The organism is Archaeoglobaceae archaeon, from assembly GCA_038734275.1.
GTDB lineage: Archaea > Halobacteriota > Archaeoglobi > Archaeoglobales > Archaeoglobaceae > WYZ-LMO2.
Genome location: JAVYOO010000001.1, coordinates 442,306 through 464,447 on the forward strand (window position 1 = coordinate 442,306; position 22,142 = coordinate 464,447).

The 22,142-nt window shown below is 40.1% G+C and carries 26 protein-coding genes and 1 tRNA gene; 10 read left to right on the forward strand and 17 right to left on the reverse strand.

Features of this window, described 5'->3' with window-relative positions; translation table 11 throughout:
* Positions 1–16 precede the first annotated feature (16 nt).
* Genes meaB through QXI54_02395 form a run of 3 tightly spaced genes read right to left on the reverse strand, consistent with a single transcriptional unit; the run spans position 17 to position 3,087 of the window.
* A complete protein-coding gene (gene meaB / locus QXI54_02385) occupies positions 17–979 on the reverse strand; it encodes a methylmalonyl Co-A mutase-associated GTPase MeaB (protein ID MEM0302002.1) in 963 nt (320 codons plus the stop codon).
* The gene (locus QXI54_02390) at positions 976–1,389 is read right to left on the reverse strand and encodes a cobalamin B12-binding domain-containing protein (GenBank protein MEM0302003.1); all 414 of its coding nucleotides are present in this window, start codon (positions 1,387–1,389) and stop codon (positions 976–978) included. Before QXI54_02390 ends, meaB begins: the two co-directional genes overlap by 4 nt.
* Before the next feature lie 9 nt (positions 1,390–1,398).
* The gene (locus QXI54_02395; protein MEM0302004.1) at positions 1,399–3,087 is read right to left on the reverse strand and encodes a methylmalonyl-CoA mutase family protein; all 1,689 of its coding nucleotides are present in this window, start codon (positions 3,085–3,087) and stop codon (positions 1,399–1,401) included.
* 112 nt (positions 3,088–3,199) lie between these two features.
* Between QXI54_02395 and QXI54_02400 the strand changes: the two genes are divergently transcribed.
* Complete coding sequence (locus QXI54_02400) at positions 3,200–3,460, forward strand: hypothetical protein (GenBank protein ID MEM0302005.1); 261 nt, start codon at positions 3,200–3,202, stop codon at positions 3,458–3,460.
* Here QXI54_02400 and QXI54_02405 read toward each other — a convergent pair.
* Genes QXI54_02405 through QXI54_02415 form a run of 3 tightly spaced genes read right to left on the reverse strand, consistent with a single transcriptional unit; the run spans position 3,453 to position 5,454 of the window.
* Positions 3,453–4,424 (reverse strand): flippase-like domain-containing protein, encoded by a 972-nt coding sequence (locus QXI54_02405; protein ID MEM0302006.1) that lies wholly within the window; start codon positions 4,422–4,424, stop codon positions 3,453–3,455. The two genes, QXI54_02400 and QXI54_02405, sit on opposite strands and share 8 nt — an antisense overlap.
* Positions 4,425–4,461: 37 nt before the next feature.
* The gene (locus QXI54_02410) at positions 4,462–5,076 is read right to left on the reverse strand and encodes a methyltransferase domain-containing protein (protein MEM0302007.1); all 615 of its coding nucleotides are present in this window, start codon (positions 5,074–5,076) and stop codon (positions 4,462–4,464) included.
* Positions 5,077–5,454: a 30S ribosomal protein S6e gene (locus tag QXI54_02415; protein MEM0302008.1), complete on the reverse strand. Its 378-nt coding sequence runs from the start codon at positions 5,452–5,454 to the stop codon at positions 5,077–5,079.
* A 51-nt stretch (positions 5,455–5,505) separates the two neighbouring features.
* On the opposite strand from QXI54_02415, the gene QXI54_02420 reads away from it, so the two are divergent.
* The 5 genes from QXI54_02420 to pyrE all read left to right on the forward strand — a co-directional run bounded on the left by QXI54_02420 (position 5,506) and on the right by pyrE (position 8,348).
* Positions 5,506–6,366 (forward strand): universal stress protein, encoded by an 861-nt coding sequence (locus QXI54_02420; protein MEM0302009.1) that lies wholly within the window; start codon positions 5,506–5,508, stop codon positions 6,364–6,366.
* Positions 6,366–6,860, forward strand: coding sequence for a 3-isopropylmalate dehydratase small subunit (locus QXI54_02425; protein MEM0302010.1), 495 nt, complete (start codon positions 6,366–6,368; stop codon positions 6,858–6,860). The genes QXI54_02420 and QXI54_02425 overlap by 1 nt, the downstream gene beginning before the upstream one ends.
* A 78-nt stretch (positions 6,861–6,938) precedes the next feature.
* A complete protein-coding gene (locus QXI54_02430) occupies positions 6,939–7,298 on the forward strand; it encodes a DUF1284 domain-containing protein (GenBank protein MEM0302011.1) in 360 nt (119 codons plus the stop codon).
* The gene (locus QXI54_02435; protein MEM0302012.1) at positions 7,291–7,830 is read left to right on the forward strand and encodes a CDP-2,3-bis-(O-geranylgeranyl)-sn-glycerol synthase; all 540 of its coding nucleotides are present in this window, start codon (positions 7,291–7,293) and stop codon (positions 7,828–7,830) included. The genes QXI54_02430 and QXI54_02435 overlap by 8 nt, the downstream gene beginning before the upstream one ends.
* Entirely contained in the window at positions 7,824–8,348 is a 525-nt protein-coding gene (gene pyrE / locus QXI54_02440) for an orotate phosphoribosyltransferase (protein ID MEM0302013.1), read from the forward strand. The genes QXI54_02435 and pyrE overlap by 7 nt, the downstream gene beginning before the upstream one ends.
* Here the strand turns inward: pyrE and QXI54_02445 are convergent.
* The 3 genes from QXI54_02445 to QXI54_02455 are packed head-to-tail and all read right to left on the reverse strand — an operon-like array spanning position 8,307 to position 11,083.
* Positions 8,307–9,236 carry a winged helix-turn-helix transcriptional regulator gene (locus QXI54_02445; protein ID MEM0302014.1) on the reverse strand — a complete coding sequence of 310 codons (930 nt, stop codon included), beginning with the start codon at positions 9,234–9,236 and terminating at the stop codon, positions 8,307–8,309. The genes pyrE and QXI54_02445 overlap by 42 nt on opposite strands.
* Positions 9,226–10,563: an adenylosuccinate lyase gene (purB, locus tag QXI54_02450; GenBank protein MEM0302015.1), complete on the reverse strand. Its 1,338-nt coding sequence runs from the start codon at positions 10,561–10,563 to the stop codon at positions 9,226–9,228. The genes QXI54_02445 and purB overlap by 11 nt, the downstream gene beginning before the upstream one ends.
* Complete coding sequence (locus QXI54_02455; protein ID MEM0302016.1) at positions 10,547–11,083, reverse strand: tRNA (cytidine(56)-2'-O)-methyltransferase; 537 nt, start codon at positions 11,081–11,083, stop codon at positions 10,547–10,549. The genes purB and QXI54_02455 overlap by 17 nt, the downstream gene beginning before the upstream one ends.
* A 203-nt stretch (positions 11,084–11,286) precedes the next feature.
* On the opposite strand from QXI54_02455, the gene QXI54_02460 reads away from it, so the two are divergent.
* Positions 11,287–12,516, forward strand: a complete 1,230-nt coding sequence (locus QXI54_02460; protein ID MEM0302017.1) for a PAS domain S-box protein — start codon at positions 11,287–11,289, stop codon at positions 12,514–12,516.
* Positions 12,517–12,525: 9 nt separating this feature from the next.
* Here QXI54_02460 and QXI54_02465 read toward each other — a convergent pair whose 3' ends face one another.
* The 6 genes from QXI54_02465 to QXI54_02490 all read right to left on the reverse strand — a co-directional run bounded on the left by QXI54_02465 (position 12,526) and on the right by QXI54_02490 (position 17,128).
* Positions 12,526–13,032 (reverse strand): flavin reductase family protein, encoded by a 507-nt coding sequence (locus tag QXI54_02465; protein MEM0302018.1) that lies wholly within the window; start codon positions 13,030–13,032, stop codon positions 12,526–12,528.
* Positions 13,029–13,538, reverse strand: a complete 510-nt coding sequence (locus QXI54_02470; GenBank protein ID MEM0302019.1) for a ferritin — start codon at positions 13,536–13,538, stop codon at positions 13,029–13,031. Before QXI54_02470 ends, QXI54_02465 begins: the two co-directional genes overlap by 4 nt.
* A 112-nt stretch (positions 13,539–13,650) precedes the next feature.
* The gene (locus tag QXI54_02475) at positions 13,651–14,013 is read right to left on the reverse strand and encodes a response regulator (protein MEM0302020.1); all 363 of its coding nucleotides are present in this window, start codon (positions 14,011–14,013) and stop codon (positions 13,651–13,653) included.
* A gap of 63 nt (positions 14,014–14,076) precedes the next feature.
* A complete protein-coding gene (locus QXI54_02480; GenBank protein ID MEM0302021.1) occupies positions 14,077–15,255 on the reverse strand; it encodes a dihydroorotase in 1,179 nt (392 codons plus the stop codon).
* Complete coding sequence (locus QXI54_02485) at positions 15,252–15,950, reverse strand: molybdopterin-binding protein (GenBank protein MEM0302022.1); 699 nt, start codon at positions 15,948–15,950, stop codon at positions 15,252–15,254. The genes QXI54_02480 and QXI54_02485 overlap by 4 nt, the downstream gene beginning before the upstream one ends.
* A complete protein-coding gene (locus QXI54_02490) occupies positions 15,947–17,128 on the reverse strand; it encodes an argininosuccinate synthase (protein ID MEM0302023.1) in 1,182 nt (393 codons plus the stop codon). Before QXI54_02490 ends, QXI54_02485 begins: the two co-directional genes overlap by 4 nt.
* 91 nt (positions 17,129–17,219) lie before the next feature.
* Between QXI54_02490 and tatA the strand changes: the two genes are divergently transcribed.
* Positions 17,220–17,531 (forward strand): twin-arginine translocase TatA/TatE family subunit, encoded by a 312-nt coding sequence (tatA, locus tag QXI54_02495; protein ID MEM0302024.1) that lies wholly within the window; start codon positions 17,220–17,222, stop codon positions 17,529–17,531.
* A gap of 42 nt (positions 17,532–17,573) precedes the next feature.
* On the opposite strand, the gene QXI54_02500 is transcribed toward tatA, so the two are convergent.
* A tRNA-Cys gene (locus QXI54_02500) sits at positions 17,574–17,644 on the reverse strand.
* Between the two features lie 40 nt (positions 17,645–17,684).
* Positions 17,685–20,216, reverse strand: a complete 2,532-nt coding sequence (locus QXI54_02505) for an oligosaccharyl transferase, archaeosortase A system-associated (GenBank protein ID MEM0302025.1) — start codon at positions 20,214–20,216, stop codon at positions 17,685–17,687.
* A 103-nt stretch (positions 20,217–20,319) separates the two neighbouring features.
* Here QXI54_02505 and QXI54_02510 point away from each other — a divergent pair, with 103 nt between their 5' ends.
* Both QXI54_02510 and QXI54_02515 read left to right on the forward strand, forming a co-directional pair.
* Positions 20,320–20,736: an Hsp20/alpha crystallin family protein gene (locus QXI54_02510; protein MEM0302026.1), complete on the forward strand. Its 417-nt coding sequence runs from the start codon at positions 20,320–20,322 to the stop codon at positions 20,734–20,736.
* 68 nt (positions 20,737–20,804) lie between these two features.
* Entirely contained in the window at positions 20,805–22,133 is a 1,329-nt protein-coding gene (locus QXI54_02515) for an FAD-dependent oxidoreductase (GenBank protein MEM0302027.1), read from the forward strand.
* Positions 22,134–22,142: the final 9 nt, after the last annotated feature.

A 22,142-nucleotide genomic window follows, 5' to 3' on the forward strand; every position in this document is an offset into this window, starting at 1 on the left:
AGAATGCCACCAATTTTTAAGGTTTTATCAACTCCTTCACGATCTTTTCAGCAACCGCGTATGGGTCTGAAGCATTCTCTTCAAGCAGATTTCCATATCTCTTTAAAATTTCAGCCTTTATATCCTCAATGGCAAGCTCAATAGCCATTAATTTTGCCTTTTCAGCTCTTTTTGCCTTTAAAATTCCATTCAGCTTTAGAAATTCAAAGTGCTCGCAAATTGCGTCAGCAAGTTCCTTTATCCCAATTCCTTTTGTTGCAACAGTTCTTATAACTCTCTTTTGCCATTTTGCAACTTCTTTGTCTGCAGATTGGATTGTTTCGTCAAGAGAGAGCATATATTTAAGCCATCTCTCAACATTCTCCGCCCCTTCAAGATCTGACTTGTTTATCACGAATATGTCGCCGATTTCGAGAATTCCCGCCTTGTTGACTTGGATATCATCTCCCGTTTCAGGCATCAACACAACAACAATCGTGTCGGCGATCTCCATAATGCCAACTTCGCTCTGTCCCGCTCCGACTGTTTCCACGAAGATCACTTCATAGCCACCAGCATCAAGCAACTTCACGACTTCTCCAGTCTTTTTAGCAATTCCCCCGACTCTGCCACGGGATCCCATGCTTCTGAAGAAGACTTTGGCATCGATCCAGAGATCTTTGCTCACGTCAGCACCTTCAAGGCGAACCCTGTCGCCAAGCAGAGCTCCGCCTGTAAAGGGCGAGCTTGGATCGACTGCAACAACTCCAACGCTTTTTTCACGCTTTCGAAATTCTTCAACGAGTTTGCTGACAATCGTGCTCTTTCCTGTTCCTGGAAAACCAGTTATACCGATTATCTGTGCCCTACCGGTTCTGCCATAAACTCCACGAAGTATTTCCTTTGCTAATGGATGCTCATTCTCGACAAGGCTTATGGCTTTTGCAAGAACTCTTCGGTTTCCAGCGGTTATTCCATCAATGAAGTCCGAGACATTCATAACTTGCCCCTTTTTTCAGCAACCTTCTCCTTGATAAACCTAATTATCTCCGAGATAGGTGTCCCCGGAATAAAGACTTCATCGACCCCAATTTCCCTTAGCTTTGCTATATCTTCCGCTGGAATGGTTCCGCCTACCAATACCACGAGATCCTGTGGATTTCCACCATACTGCCTTATATAATCCAAAACTCTTGGCACGATCGTATTATGTGCTCCGCTAAGAATGCTTATGCCAAGAACATCGACGTCCTCGTCTATAACTGCTCTTGCAACCTCCTGAGGAGTTCTGTGGATTCCAGTGTATATCACTTCGAAGCCTGCGTCTCGCAAAAATCTTGCAATAACCTTAGCACCCCTATCGTGTCCGTCAAGACCAATTTTTGCAATAAGAACCCTTATTTTATCCATGAACACCACCTAAATTATTATCGGTTTTCTGTAAGTTCCATAAACCTGCTTTAGCGTTCCCATGATTTCACCAATCGTTGCATAGCTCTTTACTGCCTCGAAAATTGCGGGCATCAGATTTTCTCCGTTTTCTGCACTGCTCTTAAGCCACTCAAGGTTCTCCTTAACTGCCTTGCTGTCCCTCTCAGCCTTCACTTTCTTCAATCTCTCAATTTGTCTTCTTTCCACTTCTGGATCGATCTTTAAAATCGGTATCCCGAGCTTTTCATTTATCCTAAATCTGTTAACACCAACAACAATTCTTTTACCCTCCTCAAAGTCTCTCTGATACTTTGCAGAAGCTTCCGATATCTCTCTAACAAAGAAGCCGTTCTCTATACCCTTCAAAACTCCCCTGAGCATACTTCCATTTCCCATTTCCCTGATTCTCTCAATGTATTTCCATGCGAGCTTCTCGATTTTGTCTGTGAGCCATTCAACGTAGTAGCTACCCCCGAGCGGATCTACAACATTAGTGACCCCGCTTTCGTATGCAATTATCTGTTGGGTTCTCAGAGCGACCCTTACCGCTTCTTCACTTGGCAATGCCCATGCTTCATCGAAGCTATTCGTGTGCAGACTTTGACAACCGCCAAGAACTGCTGCAAGGGCTTGAAGTGAAACTCGAACTATGTTGTTTAGCGGTTGCTGAGCGGTAAGCGTGCAGCCCGCGGTCTGAACATGGAACTTCATCCACCAAGATCTCGGATCCTTTGCTCCATAGTCCTTCATTATTTTTGCCCACATTCTCCTTGCAGCTCTAAACTTTGCAATCTCTTCAAAGAAGTCGTTGTGAGAGTTGAAAAAGAAGCTCAGCTGGGGAGCAAGCCTGTCGATGTCTATTCCCCTTTCAATAGCAGATTCAACATAAGCCATGCCATCTGCAATTGTAAAGGCAAGTTCCTGCACCGCAGTGGAGCCCGCTTCTCTGATGTGGTATCCCGAGATGCTGATCAGATTGAATTTGGGAACGTTCTTTATTCCCCATTCGAATATATCTGTTACGAGCTTAATCGAAGCTTCAGGAGGCAAAACAATCGTGTTTTGAGCATGAAATTCCTTAAGCATGTCGTTCTGGATAGTGCCCCTTAACATATCCCTCGGAACCCCTTGCAGATCTCCAATTGCGGTATACATCGCCAGTATTATCCCCGCTGGTGGATTTATCGTAAAGGACGTGGAGATCTTATCAAGGGGAATGCCATCGAAGAGTATTTCGAAATCTCTAAGCGTATCAACAGCAACTCCGCATTTTCCAACTTCCCCCTCTGCAAGCGGATCGTCACTGTCGAGTCCCATAAGCGTTGGGAAATCGAATGCGGTGCTTAACCCAGTTTCGCCTTCTTCAAGAAGCATTTTCCATCTTTTGTTTGTGTCCTCAGCAGTCCCAAAGCCTGAAAAAAGCCTCATAGTCCAGAGTCTTCCACGATACATTGTCGGATAAATGCCCCTTGTGAACGGAAACTCTCCGGGATAGCCTAAATCTCCTAAAAAGTCAAGATGCGCAATATCTGAAGGATCGTAAACCTCTTTTAACTCGATACCTGAGAGAGTTTCAAATTTTCTTGACTCCTTTTCAGTTTTCGAAAGCCAAGGTTCTAAGCATTCTTTCTCCCATTCCTTTCTTTTTTCTCTAATCTTTTCAGTGAGTTCCCCCATGAATTTATCTCTTTTTAACATGAATAAAAGCTTTTCTTGTATGTGTCTTCAACACGAAGCGGTTTTAAATCCATGAAAAGTTTTAAATCTCGATCAAGCTAACAGCTTACCTATGGACGAGTTTGATTTCTTTGACGAAGAAGAGGAAGAAATTGTTGAAGGAGAAGATGGAGTAAAACTTGCCGAAATTTACAAACTCACTATGAAGCTCCTGAGGTTACTTGAAGAATTAAAAAGTGTTGAATTAAAAGAATCCGCTTCCTTGATGCTCATTAGAGAACTTATTGGAGAAGATAGAGTCCTACTGGGACTTGCTTCAAAAATGCTCCAAGATTTAAGTCTTCAATTCGACCGTGAAGACTATGTTAGTTAAAAAATTTTTTGAAAATTCCCGCGTTTAGCGAAAGAATGCCAATTAAAATGTTAAGATGGTAAGTTATAAGTCTCCAGACCCCTACCAGAGAACCCAAAATGCTGAGATCAACAAATTTCGAGTATAGATAAGCCATGCTTGTCTCAGCAATACCGCTACTGCCCGGAGTTAGCGGGATTAGAGAAATTACGACGATTATCAGCTGAGCTGTATATGAAATCAGAAAATGTGGATCTTGGTTGAGGGAAAGCAATATTATCGATGGAATTAGGAATGTTGCGCTCCACATAAGCGCGGTTAAAGTGAAAAGCATCAATAAATTCATTGGATCTGAAAGCAACCTTAAAGAACCGTCTCTAAAATTTTTAAGTTCAATTTCAAGTCTTTCTGCAATTCTTTGCCTTTTGAAAATCTTATTTGCAATAGTTGAAAATTTCTGTATACTGCCCTCGTTCTTCAAGATCGCATAGAGAAAGTATAGAAATATAAAGAAGAGAACGATGAATACAATTGCGACTCTGTAGCCAAGTTCTGTTGCAAAGCCCGTGAATATCAGGAATATCGGAAGAGCAAGGATGAAGAAAATCGAATCGAGAACTCTCTCAGTTATTACAACGAATGTGCTTTTTCCTAATGCCATTCCCCTATCGGAGAGCATTTTGATTCTTACAGGCTCCCCTCCCGCAGAAGAGGGGGTGATTGCAGCAAAAAACATACTATTCATTGTAATTTTAACGGCACTTGCATAAGAAACCTGAAACTGAAGATACCTGGATATCTCCATAAGTCTTAAAGCCCACAAAAACAGAAATACGAGCTGGAATAATACTGCCAACGCTAAAAATGTCAGATTAACTCGACTAAGGGATTCCCAAGTCAGACTTGTTTCTGTAAGTTTGAAGATTATAGCAGTCGTGACTAAACTTATCAGAATTCCGAGTATGGCAGATCTCAAACCCCTCAATTTGACCCCTTAAGAAATTTATTCTGGATTTTAAAAGTTATGGAACCTCGCCCGCAATTATAATGACGAGCCTGCTCCAGAATCTATATGGGCCCATTTCGAAAAACTCGATATTTTTAAGTCCAGCCTTTTTAAACCAGTCGAGACATTGTTCAGTTGACGGAAAAAGCATGATACTCTCTGCAAACCTCCTAACCAGAAAATTATCTGGTCTTCTTGGTGCGAGAACTACAACCTTTCCACCTTTCTTTGTGACTCTTACCATCTCCAAAATTCCCTTAAGCGGGTTTGGCCAGTATTCTATACTTCCTGCAGAAATTGCTGCATCGAACGTTTTATCTTTAAAAGGCAGGTTTTCTGCATCTCCAAGAATGAAATTGGCACTTAATTTCTTTTTTGCTTTTTTTATCTGTTCTTTGCTCAAATCAACGCAAAAAATTTTCTTTTGAGGCACTATTCTCGCTATTCCAAGCGTGGTAAATCCAGTTCCACATCCCACCTCCAAAACACTGTCATCTTCACCAATTTCAGCCATTTCGATTACTTTTTCACGCATTTCATTCGAGTAAAATAATGGATTGACATAATCGTATACCTTGGAAAAATACCTGTAAAATCTTTGAGCCCTGTGCTTGTGATCTAAAAGAGCCATTTACTTTATTATCTCTTCAAGCGGAACTTTTCCGTGTTTCACAACTTTTACGTTAATTTGCAGGATATCTTTTGTGATAACCCTGCCTCTTACAATCTTCCTTTTTCTTAATCCTGGCTCTTTTGGTCTAAATCCAATCCCGCCTGAGAGCAGAATCTTCTTCCTGCTACCACCAGGAATGTCAGGACGCATGGGGAACCCATCTTTATCCGAACCTCCGGTTATCTGAAGTTCGTAATCAGGCGGTAAATCAAGAATCGTTCCGCTTATTATTTCTCCTATCTGTTTTCCTATCAATCGGTTAGCATTCGCTCCGCTCACAGTTTTCTGATAAGCCTTGCCAGTTTTTGGATCCGAGATCACGACTCTGAATTCCATAGCATTGCCTTTTTCGAAATGTTTATAAGCATTGCTGATCCGCTGCAGATTATGGTGGTGCTTGAAAAGATGCTATTTCCAACAGATTTCTCACCATACAGCATGATCGTCTCTGAGTTTTTGGAAGACTTCAAAAATGCCGGAGTTAAGGAAGTTGGTGTTCTCTTCGTTATAAACACAGCGAGATTAAGTTCCGTCAGTGGTGGTTTCGACCTTGGAAGATACATAGAACTCGAAGAAAAAAGAGCTGAAGAAGAGCTTCCAAAGCTACTGGATAAAATTGAAAAGACTGGTTTAAAAGCAAAGGTAATTAAACCATTCCCGTCTGGCAATCCTGTTAACGAAATTGTCAAAAACTCAAAGTCTTATGATTTCATATCGATTGGTGCACGTGGGAGGGGAATTTTCAAGGAGATCCTACTTGGGAGCGTATCTGAAGGGGTTGCGAGAAAATCAGAAATTCCGGTTTACGTCTTCAAGTCAAAAACCGAAATACTGGAAAATGAAATCAAATGCTACAAGCCCTGCGATTTCCTGTTCAGAAAAATTCTTGTAGCATATGATTTCTCCAAGTTTGCCCAGAGAGCTCTGGAATACGCCACAGAAATTGCAAAAAGAACTAGTGGCGAAATGATACTGTTGCATGTGGATGAAGACAGCAAGAGCAGAAAAGATGACCTGAAAGCTGTAGCAGATGATTTAAGGGCAAAAGGAATTAAATTAACAGAAATCAACGTTTCTGGATCACCCGCAAAAATGATAATTTCGAAACAAGAAGAACTCAAGGCCACCACGATATTTCTGGGCTCTCGAGGGCTCAGTTTACCCAGATCCCTTATCGGAGGTAGCGTCTCGGATCCTGTTATCAGAATGAGCGAAGTTCCCGTATTCGTTTCCAAGGGTCCGAAATGATGAGGCTAAAGGGAAGAGCCTGGAAATTTGGGGATAACATTTCAACAGACCACATAACTCCTGGCAGATACTATCATTTACGGAGCAACATGCCCGAGCTTGCAAAACACATAATGGAGGATGCAGATCCAGAGTTTATCAAAAAATTTAAGCCCGGGGATTTTATTGTCGCAGGTAAAAACTTCGGGATGGGTAGCAGTAGAGAGCATGCTCCACTTGCCTTGAAGATCGCTGGAGTTAGTGCTGTCATTGCAAAATCTTTTGCAAGAATCTTTTACAGAAACGCTATAAACATCGGACTCCCACTACTCATAGCCCCCACAGACGAAATTAAAGATGGAGAAGAGATCGAAGTCGATATCTCAAAAGGAGTGATTTACACGCAAAGGGGAGAAATAAAGTCCAAAAGTTTGCCAGAAGTGATGATAAAAATCTTAAACGAGGGGGGGCTTGTCAACTACATAAAGAGGCATGGCGATCTTGAGCTGAAATAAATTCAATGTTATCTTTTTATTATTTTCTGCTCATTTAACCAATTGGGAAACTTTTTTAATTATGGGAAGATTGCCAACATGCACAGATTGAGGGGACACCACTTGATTTGTCTTCACTTCTTCAAAGGCGAGGGCTATGATGAGGAGTTCAAGAAAAGATTAAGGGAGATCCTAAAAAATATTTCAGTTGTGGAGATCGTTGAAGGAGTGGATGAAATATGCGAATTTTGCCCTCACAATCTTGGCTATTGTAATTATCATCCCGAAGCTGAAAAAGAAGTTAAAGAACTTGATAATCTTGCCTTAAGGCTAATCAAACTTGAAATTGGTTCAAAGATCGGATGGAGCGAACTAAAATCCAAGATTCCAAGTGTGCTCGAAGACTGGAAGAATTTTGCATGCAGAAATTGTGAGTGGAGAGTGGTCTGTAATGTTTGATTTGCTGATCAAGGTTATATGGCTTCTCCTTCCCGCATACACTCCAAATAACTTTGCGGTAATTCTTGGTGGGCTGAAACCAATTGACTTTGGAAAGAACTTCATAGATGGTCGTAGAATTTTGGGAGATGGAAAAACTATTTCGGGATTCTTTGGAGGTATTTTGGGCGGAATTCTTGTTGCAAATATCCAGAGAGTAACAGAACCGCAAATTGGCATAAAGCTCTTCTCTTCACTTCAATACAGCGAATTTCTGTGTTTAATTCTGGCTTTCACATTTGGGTCTATGGTGGGGGATTCTCTTGGAAGCTTTTTTAAACGAAGACTCGGTTTTGAAAGGGGTAGTAGTTTACCGATTGTCGATCAGCTTACTTTTCTTCTCTTTGCTATGGCATTCGCAAGTCTTACAGGCGCTTTCTGGGAATTTTTTGGAATTCTCGAGATAGCGATAGCAATTGTAATAACTCCAGTGCTTCACATATTGATTAACCTGCTGGCCTATAAAATGAAATTGAAGGAGGTGCCATGGTGAGCCTTGTTAAAAGGCTGATCGAGGTAGGAGCTCTAAAATTTGGAGACTTTGTTTTGTCCTCAGGGAAGAGGAGCAACGTTTACGTCGACATAAAACTTGCAGTTACATATCCAGATATCCTCGAGATGATCGCAGAGGGAATTGCGGAAATTTTAAAAAAATATGAATTTGATAAAATTGCATGTATAGAACTTGGAGGAGTTCCGATAGCAACTGCGGTATCTCTAAAGACAAAAAAACCGCTTGTTATCTTCAGAAAAGAACAAAAAAGCTATGGACTTGGTGGAGACAGGATTGGAGAGCTAAGAGAAGGAGAGAGAATTGTAATTGTAGAAGACGTGATCACCACGGGTAAATCCGCCCTTTCAGTAGCTGAGAGAGTAAAGAAAGGGGGAGCAATAGTTACGACGATCGTTGCAGTTGTGGATAGAGAAGAGTCAGAATTAAAGTTTGAGAGTGTTTTAAAGTTAAGCGATTTAATAAAAGCGAAGAATCTCTTCGATCCCACCAAATTTTAACTCCTCCATTTCTTTTTTAAAGCATTCAAAATCAACTTCAAAATTGTAACTATGGAGAGACTTGCCAATTAAGTCTCTGGAAAATCCAATAAGCGCTGCAAGATCCTCTACGCCATCTTTTGGGCTTGATTTATCGTATTCTTTAACAAATGAATCAAAAATATCTCTATTCTTCTCAAAAAATTCGTTGTTAACCGCAAGAGAGCAACAAAGGAAATCTCCGAGAATAGAAGAAAAATACTCGGCTTTACCTGGAAGCATCGTTAGATAAGGCTCCCATATTGCCACACCTCTCAGATTAGGGAGTTCAGCAATCATATCTTCCGGCGAATTAAAATATCTTATCCTTTCCTCAATTCCACTAACTTTCATAAACTTTCTAAGAATTCTTTCCATTGTTGAAAACTCCGAACAACCAAAGTCTCTCCCGTTTGAGAAGATTACGCCACAACCATTCATGGCTATTGGCCTAAAAATCGTTATATTTTTCATCAACACTCCAAAAAAGGCTTGAGTCACAAAAGGACTTGCAACCACATCGACTAAACCGTGAACAAGATCTTTTGTCGCCTCAATACCATTCTGGTAAATCTTGAAGATTGCCCCTACTTTTTTTCCTGCAGATACGACTCTTACGTATTCGCTCGCCTTTAGAATACCAATTCTTAAAACTCCCTCAATGGGTTGCGGATAAAACTTTGAAAGCCAGACTCGGTAGGATTTGGGTGAAACCTCAACCCTTGCAATGATCTTTTTCTCTTCCAGAAACGACAGAATTTCCGATACAGTCGATTTTGAAAGGTTCAATTTCCTTGCTATATCGCTCTGAAGTTCACCCCTCTCTTTCACTCTTTCAAGGAGAGATATTATCTTATTTTCAGCTCTCATTTACGGTTTTTCTTACCCAGTCCACTACCATTTCAATTCTCTCAAGTGCTGTTCCCAGATAATTTTCAGGTTTGAGCAGTTCAGATAGCTCCTCCTTTTTCAGATATTTCAACACATTTTTATCAGCTATGAGCTCTTCAAGCAGAGAGCTTTTGTTGGCATAAGCTCTCATAGAAGCTCTTCTTAGAATTTCGTGAGCTTCCTGCCTATCAACACCTCTTTTTGTCAACTCGATCATCACCGCCTCACTCAAGTTAAGTCCTTTCTGCGCATCCAAATTCCTTTTTACGTTTTCGAGATCTATTTTAATTCCGGAAATTATCTTGATAAGCCTTGTTAGAATATGATCTGCCAAAATTGTTGCTTCAAGCAGAGTGATCCTTTCTGCAGAAGAATTTGTTAAATCTCTCTCCTCCCAAAGGATTGCAGACTGATGTTGTGGCTCCACAAAACCACGAACTACTCTTGCAAGCCCGCATACATTTTCACTATCTATAGGATTTCTCTTATGCGGCATCGTAGAACTCCCTACCTGCTTAGTCTCAAATTTTTCCATTAACTCTGCTACCTCAGCCCTCTGCAAAATTCTTATATTTAACGCGATTTTCTCCAGTGTTGTCGCAAGATTAGCCAAGAATTCAAGATACTCACAATAAAGATCTCTCGGGATTACCTGGGTTGATATAATGGCTGGCTTTAAGTTCAAAAGTCTCATAACTTCGCTTTCTATTTCAAAGCCATCCTTACCGAAACTTGCCTGAGTTCCAACCGCTCCACTCATCTTTCCAACGAGAAGCCTTTCTTTCATCTGTTTCAGCCTAATATAATGCCTCGCCATCTCCGAAGCCCACACTGCAAATCTAAAGCCATATGTTGTCGGCAAAGCGGGTTGACCATGAGTTCTGCCAAGGCAAACGACTCCTTTATATTCAATTGCCATATTGCACAAAATCAAGGCCAGCTTCCTTATTTTTTCCTCAAAAATCAGAATGCTATCCCTTAGCTGGGTCGCGGTTGCTGTGTCGATTATGTCATTAGAAGTTGCTCCAAAATGAATCCATCTACAATCTGAAACCTCGCTTATTGCCTTTACAAGCGCCATTATATCGTGCCTTATTTCTTCCTCGATTTCCTTAACCCTCGCAGGTGTTATTTTTAGAGCTTTTTTACGAACACTATCAACTTCTTCGTGGCTAAGATATCCTTTTTTCGCGAGAGCTTTAAGTAAAGCCATCTCAACCCAGATCATCCTCTTGATCTTACTGTCCTCGCTCCAGATTCTCTTCATCTCTTTTGTTCCATAGCGATACTCAATAGGATGGATCATGATTCGAATAATCGCCTAACTTTAAAACTTTTTTACCCCTCTCACAGGGCACGATTTTTAGCTTTGCATCGGCAAAGCTTATACTAAATGTTAATCCAAGAACTCTGTCCAAAAAAACGGCCAAGGCAGAAACTTCGCTATGAGGCTGGGTGCCTATGGAAATGTTTAGATCGCACAATTCATAAACTTCTTTTGGAACTTTTTCCGCTCCGACAACAACAAGCAATCTATCAGCCTTTTTTATTTCCTCAATTTTATCAGGTAATGGAATACCATACATGGTCAAATGGACTTTCAAACCATCAAAACTTTGAAGCAATTTTTTCCAGTCCGCAATTTCTATAAAAAAGTTTCCTCCCCAAGTCTGAACAACTTTTTTGACACTTTCAAATAGACTCTTGTCATATTTTGTAAAATATATCCCTTTCGCCCCTAATGCTCTCGCAGTAAGTGCAACGTGTGTCGAGATTCTCTGATCTCTCCCAAGTCGATGCCCTAAGCGTAGAACGTAAACTTCCACGTAGAGAATTATGAATGGATTTAAAAAATTTAGGTCAGGTTTTCTTGACTCATTCAAGACCCTAAATCGTCTTTTCAATAAAATGATTAAAAATTTTAGTTTTTCTTGTTTTTGGATAATCTATAATAATTATCTTTATAATAATTATGCTCAATATTATAATTAGAAAAGTTTAAATACCATGATTTACCAAATACAATCGAATGATTGAGCTTCATGATGTGATCCAGAAAATACCATTGGCATTAGTTATTCGCGAGGGAGAGAATCTAATTTACGCAAATGATGAAGCAAAAAAAATTGGGCTCGATTCACTCGATTTAGCTAATAAGGAGAAAATTGTAGTTGATAAAAAAGTGTATAAATTATTATATACAAGATTTAAAAATTACGATTTATTTATCGCTTTTGAATATACTGAAGAGCAAAAACTTTCAGACGCTTTACATGCCTACGAGCGATTTTTCAAAAGCGGTAAAGACTTCTTCTTTATACTTGATGAAAAAGGCAGATTTTTAGATGTAAACCAGACCTATGAAGTTGTTGGATACCATAGAGAAGAGCTTTTAGGGAAGACCTCGAGAATAATATCCTTTGATGATCAAATAGAGACACTCAGAGAGAACTTTAGGAGAGTCTTGAGCGGGGAAACTGTTAGATTTATCTTCAAAGCCAGAACTGCAACTGGAGAAGCAAAATTCATTGAAGTTCTTGAATGGCCAAGAATTGTCGACGGAAAAATTATTGGTAGTGAAGGTGTTGCGAGAGACATAACCGAGAGATTCTTACTTCAACAGCAATTAGAAAAAATGAATAGGGCTTTGCAGATTTTGACACAGGTAAATCAGCAGATTTTCAAAGAGAGGGACGAATACGCTTTACTCCAAAAAATATGGAGCATTTTAAAGAGTTATGGTATTAGATCATATATATGGATAAACAAACAAAATAAATTCGTCGATGCAATTCCGAATGCCTCTGAGTGTCCTGCTTTCAAAAATCCGGAATTGAGATACGAAACGTGCAATTGTGAGAGATCCAAAGGTAAGAGTCTTATAATTCCACTTACACATGAAAACAGAATTCTCGGACTTTTAGCTTTATGCTCAATTGGAGATTTAGACGAAAACGAATTAAAAGTTTTTCTTCAGCTTGGAGGAGACATTGGGCTCGGTCTTGAGCACTACAATGCAGACGTAGAGAGAAAAATAATGTGGAACGTAATTTCAGAGAATTTGAAACATTTTGAGAATTTGGCGGATAAACTCAGAAACCCAATAGCCATTGCTTTGGGATATTTAGAAATACTCAACGAGGTTGGAACCGAAAAAGCCCTAAATGAGATCAAAAATCAACTTAATAGGATGATAGAAACAATAGAAGAACTCAGACGTCAGGAGACCATTACCTTCCTGATAACAAAAAAGAAGTAAAAAGCAGAATCACGACTTTATATAAACTGTTGCAGTCTTTGGAGCTTTTCCTCCCTTTATGAAGTGGTAGTGGGCATAGGTCATAACTTCCGCATCGCTCAACACTTCAGCATCAACAAGCTCGCCAATGAAAAGCGTATGAGTTCCAACGTCACACTCTCCTTTTACTTCTGCTTCTAAGATTGCTACAGAATGGTCCAAGACAAGCGGGACTCCAGTTTTACCAATTTTAAATTTCACGTTCTCAAATTTGTTTACTTCTCTGCTACTTTTGAATCCAAATTTTCCTATAAACTGCATTGGCGTCTCCTTTTCAAGGACACTAACTCCAAATACTTTACTGCTTTTTACAAACTCATGAGTTGCATTTTTCTTGTTGAGGCAAACAGCAATTTTTGGCGGTTCAGAAGTCACTTGAAACACCGTGTTGGCTATTTGGCCTGCATAGCTATTCTCTTTTACAGAACTCACGATGTAGAGCCCGTAACTTATCTTGTATAAGGCAGATAAATTCATTCACTATCACCAAACTTTCTCTTTGCAAGTTCGTTATCTATTAAAAACAGGATCCTTCCATCATCTCCCGCAAGCTTCAGTTTTCCGACTATTTCCGCAAAGCTTTCTTCTTCCTCAACCTGCTCTTTAACGAACCACTGAAGCATGTTGAACGTTGCATGGTCCTTTTCAGCGATTGAAAGTTCGACCAGATCGCTTATCAGCTTTGTTACCTTCTTCTCATGCTCAAGACCGAACTCGAAAGCGTTGAGAGGAGAGCTCCAGTTTTTGGGTGGTTCCTCTATTGCATAAAGCTCTATTCTACCACCTCTGCTCGCAATGTAATCGAAGAACTTCATCGCATGCAAAAGTTCTTCCTGCCACTGCACCTTCATCCAGTTAGCAAATCCCCTAAAGCCCAAAGACTCAAAGTATGCTGACATCGAAAGGTATAGATAGGCAGAATAAATCTCCCTATTCAGTTGTTGGTTTAACGCTTTAACCATTTTTTCCCCTATAACAGCCATTTTCTCTCACCATACTTAAATTATCTTTTTTTAATTTAAATTTTTCTGGGTATTTGATATTCAGAGATAAGGGAGGTTGAACACCAAAAATAAAGACAAAATCTATTAGGAATTAAACTAAAGATTTAGCAGTAAAACTTTCTATTTTTTCTTTCAGGCTTTTTCTTGTGAAAGGTTTGTTTATTATATCTTTGGCTCCTGCATTAATTAATTCGTTACCTCTGGTTCTTGAAAAAGCGGTTAACCCAATAACAACCGCATTGGGGTTTATTTTTAAAATCTCTTTTGTTGCCTCAACGCCATCCATATCGGGCATGCTTATATCCATCAGAACTATATCCGGTCTTAGGTTCTTGTAAAGAATAATTGCTTCTTTTCCATTTGACGCTTCGATTACCTCGTATTCTTTTAGCATTATCCTAACTATTTCCCGTATATTGGGATCGTCGTCTATAACCAAAATCTTCGTGCTCATCATTACAATGTGTTAATCATAACTAATAAAGTTTTTGCTTATTAAGCATTGGTTATATTAACTTCACCCCTCCCTTACTTCGCTCTGAAGTGTCTCTTTTCCTCTTATATAAACCTCTTTCGGAAAGATTGCTTTAAAACCATTATAAGGTGTCCAGCCACAAATGGAGTGCAAATTATCAGATTTTATCTCCTCCTCGCAGTCAAGATCAAAAATGGCAAAGTTTGCAAATTTACCCACTTCTATTTCTCCATAATCTTTAAAGCCAAAAATATTGGCCGGGTTTATGGCAATTTTATCTATCAAATCCTTAAAAGTGATAAGACCTCTTTTGGCAAGATAGACAAAAATTGGATAAGTAGTCTCAACTCCCGGAAATCCTGAAGCACCCATCTTTTTGTCATCAATTGTGTGAGGAGCATGGTCAGAAGCAAGAATATGAATCTTCGAGAAATTTTTTAAAAGCCATTCAGCATCACTTTTTTGCCGTAAAGGTGGATTTACATTAATTAGCTCGCGAAGTCTGCTATAGTCCTCTATGCTAAGAAGCAAATGATGAGGGGCTACTTCAAAGCTACCTCTCCGAACTTTTTCTACCGCTTCTCGAGTTGATAAATGGCAGAAGTGAAACTCCCCTATTTTCTCGCATTCCTCTATTGCTATCACTTCAGCCTCCTTTTTTCTGAAAAGAAAATTCGGGTTGCCACTTTCTACAAATCTTGGATCTTCAGCGTGGATCGTTATCTTCGTGTTTATCTTTGAAATCTTTTTCAAAGTTTCATAGCTTATCTCAAGTTCTTTATCGCTGTGCTGAAGAAAAACCTCTCCAATCGCAGGTAAAAAGTATTTTTCCCTTATTTTTTCTACTATCTCTTTAATTCTTTCCACGTTGGCATTAGTAAGAGCCAGATTTAGCGCATAATCTACATAACTGTCTCTCTTTGCAATCTCCATTCTTCTGAAATATATCTCGGGATTATCCACAACTGGCTTTGTGTTTGGCTGATCCACAACAAGGCAAATGCCACCATGCAGTGCAGAAAGGCTTCCACTCTCTATCGTTTCCTTTCTTTTCTCTTCAAAGTCTCTGAAATGAACGTGCACATCGATTCCAGCAGGCAAAATTATCCCATCAACTTTTTTACCCTTTACAAGCTTACCTATTCTTTTAATTCTCCCATTTTCGACCTCTATTCCCGCTTCAACGAATTCTCCTCTGTAAAATATTTTCCCGTAGATCATGTTTGCTCGCTTTGCTTCTTTAAAAGCTCCCTAAATTTTTCAACAGCCATTCTAACCCGATCCTTGTTTTTTCCAGAAAATTTAACGATTACATAGCCAAACTTTGGGTATGAGCCGATTTGAACATCGGGAAACTCGCTAACAACCCTGTTCAACTCATCAAGAATTCTAACCTCATACCCATCAACTCTTACCTGATCTTCGAAGTATTCAAGCTTCTCGAATTTCTTCAAGATCTTCTCGAAGGTATTTTTCATCTCCTCTGGAACTCCGGGCATTACAGCGATGTTTTCTACGATGTAAGCGGGAGCAGCTCCAACATCATTCCAGATTATCTCAGCACCTTCTGGAACTGAGGAGATCTTCTTGATAGCAAATTCGTTATCGCTAATGCTCTTAAGATAATCGTAAACTTCCTTGTTCACTAAAAGATTCCTTTTTAGAGCTTTAGCTATTCCTTCGTTAGTAACATCGTCGTGCGTCGCTCCAAGCCCACCAGTAACCAAAACAAAATCATAAAACTGCGAAGCTTTTTTCACTTCATCAGCTATCTCCTCAACGTCATCGGGAATAACTATAATCCTCTTAACCTCATGCCCGAGCTCGGTGAGCTTCTTTGCAATATAAGAAGCGTTCGTATTAACTGTATCTCCTTTCAGCAGTTCATTGCCAACGCTTATTATTGCGAATTTCATAACTTTTCCCTTTTAAGCCTCTGATACATCCTGCCCTGCAAGCCATGGAAGACTACAAAGCCTTCTGCAAGCCTCTGATCAATTGCCCTTGTGTCAAACGATACCAGCTCCTCTGAATAAAGAGCAAATTCAGAATACCTTGCAATAGGCATCACGGATCCTTTATAAAGCCTCAGTTTCACCCATCCAGTCACTCTTTCCTGTGTTTTGTCGATGAACGCGTTTAAAGCTTCAAACAAAGGCTCGTTTGTAAGTCCATAGTAGACAAGCTCCGCCCATTCCTCTTCAACGATCTTCTTAAACTTAAGCTCTCTTCTGCTCAAAACGAGCTTTTCAAGGTCTTTATGGGCTGTAATCAGTATTGTAGCTGCGGGATGCTCATAATTCTCTCTCGCCTTAAGCCCGAGCACTCTGTCCTCGATCATGTCAGTTCTGCCAACTCCATGCTTTCCACCGATTTCGTTTAGAAGCTTAACAAGCTCAAAGCCATCGAGTCTTTTATCGTTTACCGCTACGGGAATCCCTTTCTCGAAATCTATTTTAATTATCTCTGGCTTTTCCTGCGCCTTTTCTGGAGACTTAGTCCATTCATAGATATCTTCAGGCGGGACAAAAGTTGGATCCTCAAGCTTTCCACCTTCAATGCTTCTGCTCCATAGATTTTCGTCAACACTGAAAGGCTTTTCCTTCGTTGCGGGCACTTCGATTCCATGCTGTTTTGCATAATCGATTTCCCATTCTCTCGTCAAATTAAGCTCCCTAACTGGAGCGATGACCTTGAAGTTATACTGTCTGAACACATTCTCAAATCTGAGCTGATCATTCCCCTTTCCTGTGCACCCATGGGCTACCGCATCTGCCTTTTCCTTTAACGCAATCTCAGCGACTTTTTCAGCAATGATCGGTCTTGCAATTGCGGTTCCAAGCACATAGCCCTCATAGTCTCCATTTGCCTTTATGAGGCGATAGATTGCCTCAATGAACTCCTTTTTTGCATCAACAGTGTAATGTTTATCCGCATATTTCTTTCCTCTCTCTTCTGCCCTTCTTAGTTCTGATTCGGGCAATCCAATGTCAACAGTAGTGGTAATAACTTCGTCAAAGCCATATTTTTCTCTGAGAAGAAAAATGCATACCGTCGTGTCGAGCCCACCAGAGTAAGCAAGAACGACTTTCATGAAGTTGATTTAGGCTTCGAGATATATAAGCTTGTGAGATTGCTACAGATTAAGAGAAAAATTTTTTTACCCCTATATACAAATCGAAGCGATGGAAATAGCAAAGATGTTTATTGGAACTCAGGAGCTCATACTGATCATAGTGGTTGTTCTTCTGCTATTTGGAGCAAGTAAAATACCCGAACTTGCAAGAAATCTTGGAAGAGGAGTTGCAGAGTTTAAGAAAGCTCAGAGAGAAGCTGAAATCGAGTTAAGAGAGCTCGAGAAAGATATTAAGACATCAAAAGAAGAAAAGAGAAAGAAACTCGAAAAAATTGCCAGAGATCTTGGAATAAATCCAGAAGGTAAAAGTGATGAGGAATTGCTTGATGAAATAAACAAAGCTCTGGCGAAGAAATCGTAAAAACATTAAAATTTCTTTACGGGCTTTTAACCTCAAGAATAAAGCCAGGGCCCGGATTTGAACCGGGGTCAGCGGATCTGCAGTCCGCCGCATAGCCTCTCTGCCACCCTGGCTTAAAGTTTGTTGACTTCATACTTAAAAAAATTTTGGTTTTTATGAAGTTAAATCAAGCTCCACGACTTCCCCTTTTAACACCTGAATTTCGGAAACTGTCAGTGTCTTGGTAACATTTCCAGCCTTAAAGCTGTATGGTGTCAATGGAGTTGTTTCGTAGCCCGAGTCATGGGAATAAGGCAATGTGACTTCGTAAGTTCCGTTAACCACTTCAACTTTCTTGTAGTATTCAAATGTTCTACCTTGGTTTGTCTTTATCGTTGCATTCACTTCAACAAACTCTGAATTCGCATTGCCTTTAACTGTAACTCCTTTGACTCTCTCGAAGATCTTCACGTATCCCGTAGCATTCAGTTCCACTGGTATACCTGTCTTATTCTCATACAGATTCTTGTAAACAAACTTCCAGAGTATTTCCTGTGCTGAAAAACTCGGAGATAATCCATATCGCGCCCTTTCGACCGATTCTTGCAATGCAATCTGAATAGGATCAACAGAACCGAAAACACTGCTATAATGCTTCCACTCATCGCTTGGCTCACTTTCATAAACAAGACGGTAATGAGAAAGTCCTGAGCCGTCAAACATGTGCAGTTTCGCTTCCATCGTGTTGTAGTAGAGCTCACTTGGTGTTATCATCAAAGGAATAGAATTCGGTGGAATCTGATAAAGGGAAGCTGCTATTCCCAAAATTCCCTGCGGTGTTATGTAGAGATACCCATCATAGTATTTTTCTGCCAAAGGCAAGTCTCCCTCAGCCCATGTAGCCATAGCAAAGAACTTTCCAGTAGCCATTTCGATGTCACTGACAACATAGCGCACATTTAGCTCATCCGCAACCCATTCCGCGTAGCTTTCATTCGTTGTTACAAAGAACGGTGCCGCTCCGGGGATGCTATCGTAGAAATTGCCTATACCCTGCTGGAATGGATTTGCTACCGCCATTCTCTTACCTATCGCCAATATCCAGTGCCCGTAATCCCACCAGCTTATAACTCCGTAGGTTTCAAAGGGATAGTCGTATTTCTCGCCAAGCTTTCCGGGCTTGTAAAGCTGGTAGTAGTATTCCTCATAGCCATTGTCTGGAGTATTGTTTCTAAGCCAAGCCATTGCGTCGAACCACTGTTTGTTTATTCCTCCGCCTCCTTTGCTCTGATGGTCTGCTATAAAGTAAGTTGGATATATCAGAATGAATGCTAAAAGAATCGCTATTACGAGTCTAAATTTGCTTATGCTTTTCTTTCCTTTGCCAGCTTTTTCTCTGTTCAATGCCTTATAGACGTGCATTTTTTCAAAAATGCGATCCAGAGCAAAGCCTGCATAAACCGCACAAACTGCTGCGAAGTAGTATGCAAATCTATTCTGACCCCAGAGAGCTATGAACAGCGCTATAGCCCATAGCAGGATTGTTAAGTCTTTTAAATCTCTGTTTTTATAAACTCTATAGAACATGAAGAGAACTGCGGGGATTGCAAAGAAGAATGTAATACCAAAATGAAGAAGTGCTGGAGCCAATGAGAACGATCCACCCAAAAAGAAGAATGGATAAACCTCACCGATTGTTAGAGAACCGCCTCTCGGTTGCAGATAACCTGTTATCGTTCCGACAGTGAATGAGAACTCAGGAAAGATATAGGACACCAAGATAAGCCCAAGAAAGACGAAGATGATAAGGGTTGTCTCTTTACCTATTTTAGCCAGAATCACTAATCTATCGAATTTCACATCGAATTGCCATAGGAAAAGCGTTGCGATTGTGTAGAAGATCAGCATGTTCAACTGCATCGGCGAATACCAAACTGGAGCACTCGGAGCGTTGAATGAAAATGGTAGGTATGTTAATATTGCAAACACAAAGTAAACAACTGTAAGCTTGAAAACAGCCTCTGGGATTTTTATTTTTAGTAGGATTGCAAAAACAAACGCAGAGACTATTAGTAGACCAAAAGTAAAGCCTGCTGCCCAGCTCAAAATGTAGAGCCCGAAGCTGATACCGCCAAATATCGCACAAATAACTCCCTTTCTGTTCCACTCGCTCTTTAAAATCAGCATGAAAAATGCAAGAGCCATGCACATCCAGAAAACTTCCCAGATATGATGATCGTTGAAGCTCAGAGAACTTCTCTGCAGAAATTGTCCGGGAATTATCGATATTAGCAACGCAGAGATCAAAGCGTTTCTATCACCAAAGACATTTCTGGTTAAGAAGAAGACCGCAAATACAGTCAATATGCCTCCAAGTGCTGGAATGAATACAAGAACACTTCGCAAAGCTTCACCACTTGTTGCACCCAGAAGCATTGCAATTATTGCACTCAGATATACGAGGAATGGTCCAAAGTGAGTATAAGTGCCAAAAGGATACTGGGTCATTGGATCGAACCATATTCTTGCGGGAAAATTATGAATGCAGTTCTCTATTAACCTGTAATAATACCACGGATCGTTCTCATTCAAAAGCACTGTGTAAGTAAAAACACTGTCCCAAGGGTTCAGAACTCTTAATTTGAATGCCAATAGCACTGGAATGAGCAATATCAGCGGGTATAACTTCTTCTTGAGATTTCGCATAACAGTGCATGAACATCCAATTAATAGACTTTGCGGTCTCTGTATCGAAAAATTTATATATCTGCAATTACTAACATAAAGTTAGTGAATGGAGGTGAGGGATATGTGGAGGCTTGATCCGTTTGAGGAACTGAGAAGAACTTTGGACAGACTAAACAAGTTGTTCCTCGAAGGAATTGAACCTTTTAGAGAATTCGGAACGTTTGGAACTGCAGTTGACGTGATAGACGAGGGAGACAAGATAAAAGTAGTCGCTGACTTACCAGGATTTGAAAAGGACGAACTTGAGGTATTCTTTGAGGGAAATAACTTGGTAATAAAAGCAGAGAGCAAAAAAGAGGCGGAAGAGAGTGGAAAAGACTTCATCAGAAGAGAGAGAAGATACGGCAGAGTATACAGAAAAATCGCTCTTCCAGAGGGAATAAAAACTGAATCTGCCAAAGCAAGCTATAAGAATGGAGTTTTAGAAGTGACAATACCCAAAGCTATAGGGGAGAAGAAAATAATCCCGCTTGAGTGATTTTAATCATTTTTATTAATTTTATTTTATCATTTATTAGACAGAAAAATTTAAAAATTCAATTAAACATGAGCTATGTGGATGTCGCAATAATTGGTGGTGGAGCTGCGGGAATGTCCGCAGCTTCGAGAATAAAGGCTCTAAGACCGGAATGGAATGTCATGGTATTTGAGAAGACAAATTTTGTAAGTCACGCTCCTTGCGGGATACCTTTCTACGTTTCAGGTTTTTTTGAGCGCTTTGAAGAGCTATGCACATACGACGTTAACTACTTCAAAACCGAAAGAGGGATTGATGTTCACACAAATGCAAAGGTTATAGGAGTTTCCGAATCTTCACTTGTTGTTGAGGAAATGGGAAAAGAAAAGGTATATGAATGGGATAAGCTTCTTTTTGCGACGGGAGCAAAACCTAAAAGACTCAATGTTGAGAATGAAAATCTCGGAGGAGTTATTTACGTTGATGAAATTCTTACCGCTGAAAAAATTAAAAGACTTGCCCTAAAATCGGAGAAAATCGTAATAATTGGTTCCGGGTATATTGGCGTCGAAATGGCTGATGCGATATCCAAGCTCGGAAAAAAAGTTACAGTGATCGAAATTGCTGAAAGACCGCTGCCTGAATACGATGCAGAGATTGCAGCAATTCTTAAATCAGAAATGGAGAAATTTGTGACTCTGAGGCTTAGTGAGAGGGTCGTGGCTTTTGAAGGTAAAGACAGGGTTGAGAGAGTGGTAACAGATAAAACAGAATACGAGTGTGATTTTGCAATAGTGGCGGTAGGAGTTTGTCCAAATGTGGATTTGGCAAAAAAAATTGTTAAACTCGGTAAAAGTGGAGCTATTCAGACCAACAGCAAATTGGAGACAAATAAGGAAGGAATATACGCTGCCGGGGATTGTGCAGAGACTATAAACATAGTTACTGGAAAACCTGACTGGATTCACCTCGCAACTCCTGCCAATAAAATGGGATACGTTGCAGGGGTTAACATTGCAGGATTTGAACTCCACTATCCTGGCTCTGTAAAATGCCAGATAACAAGTTTTCAAGACGTAGAAATCGGTAAAGCTGGACTTAGCGAATATGAGGCAATAAGGGAAGGATACAAAGTCGTTTCATCATTTGTTACAACGAAATCATCAGCCAAATATTTCCAGGATGGATTGATCCACCTGAAAGTCGTTGCAGATAGGAGTGGCAAAGTTCTTGGAGTTCAGGCAGCTGGAAAAGGTGTTGGAATGAGAATTTACGGTGCAACAGCACTTTTATACAAGAAGGCAGATGTTAGAGATTTATTCTTTGCAGATTTTCCCTACTATCCACCCATTTCAAGAGTTTGGGATCCGCTTGTTGTTGCTGCACGAAATTTGTTCAGAAAGCTTGGCATGCCATGAGGTGGTTAC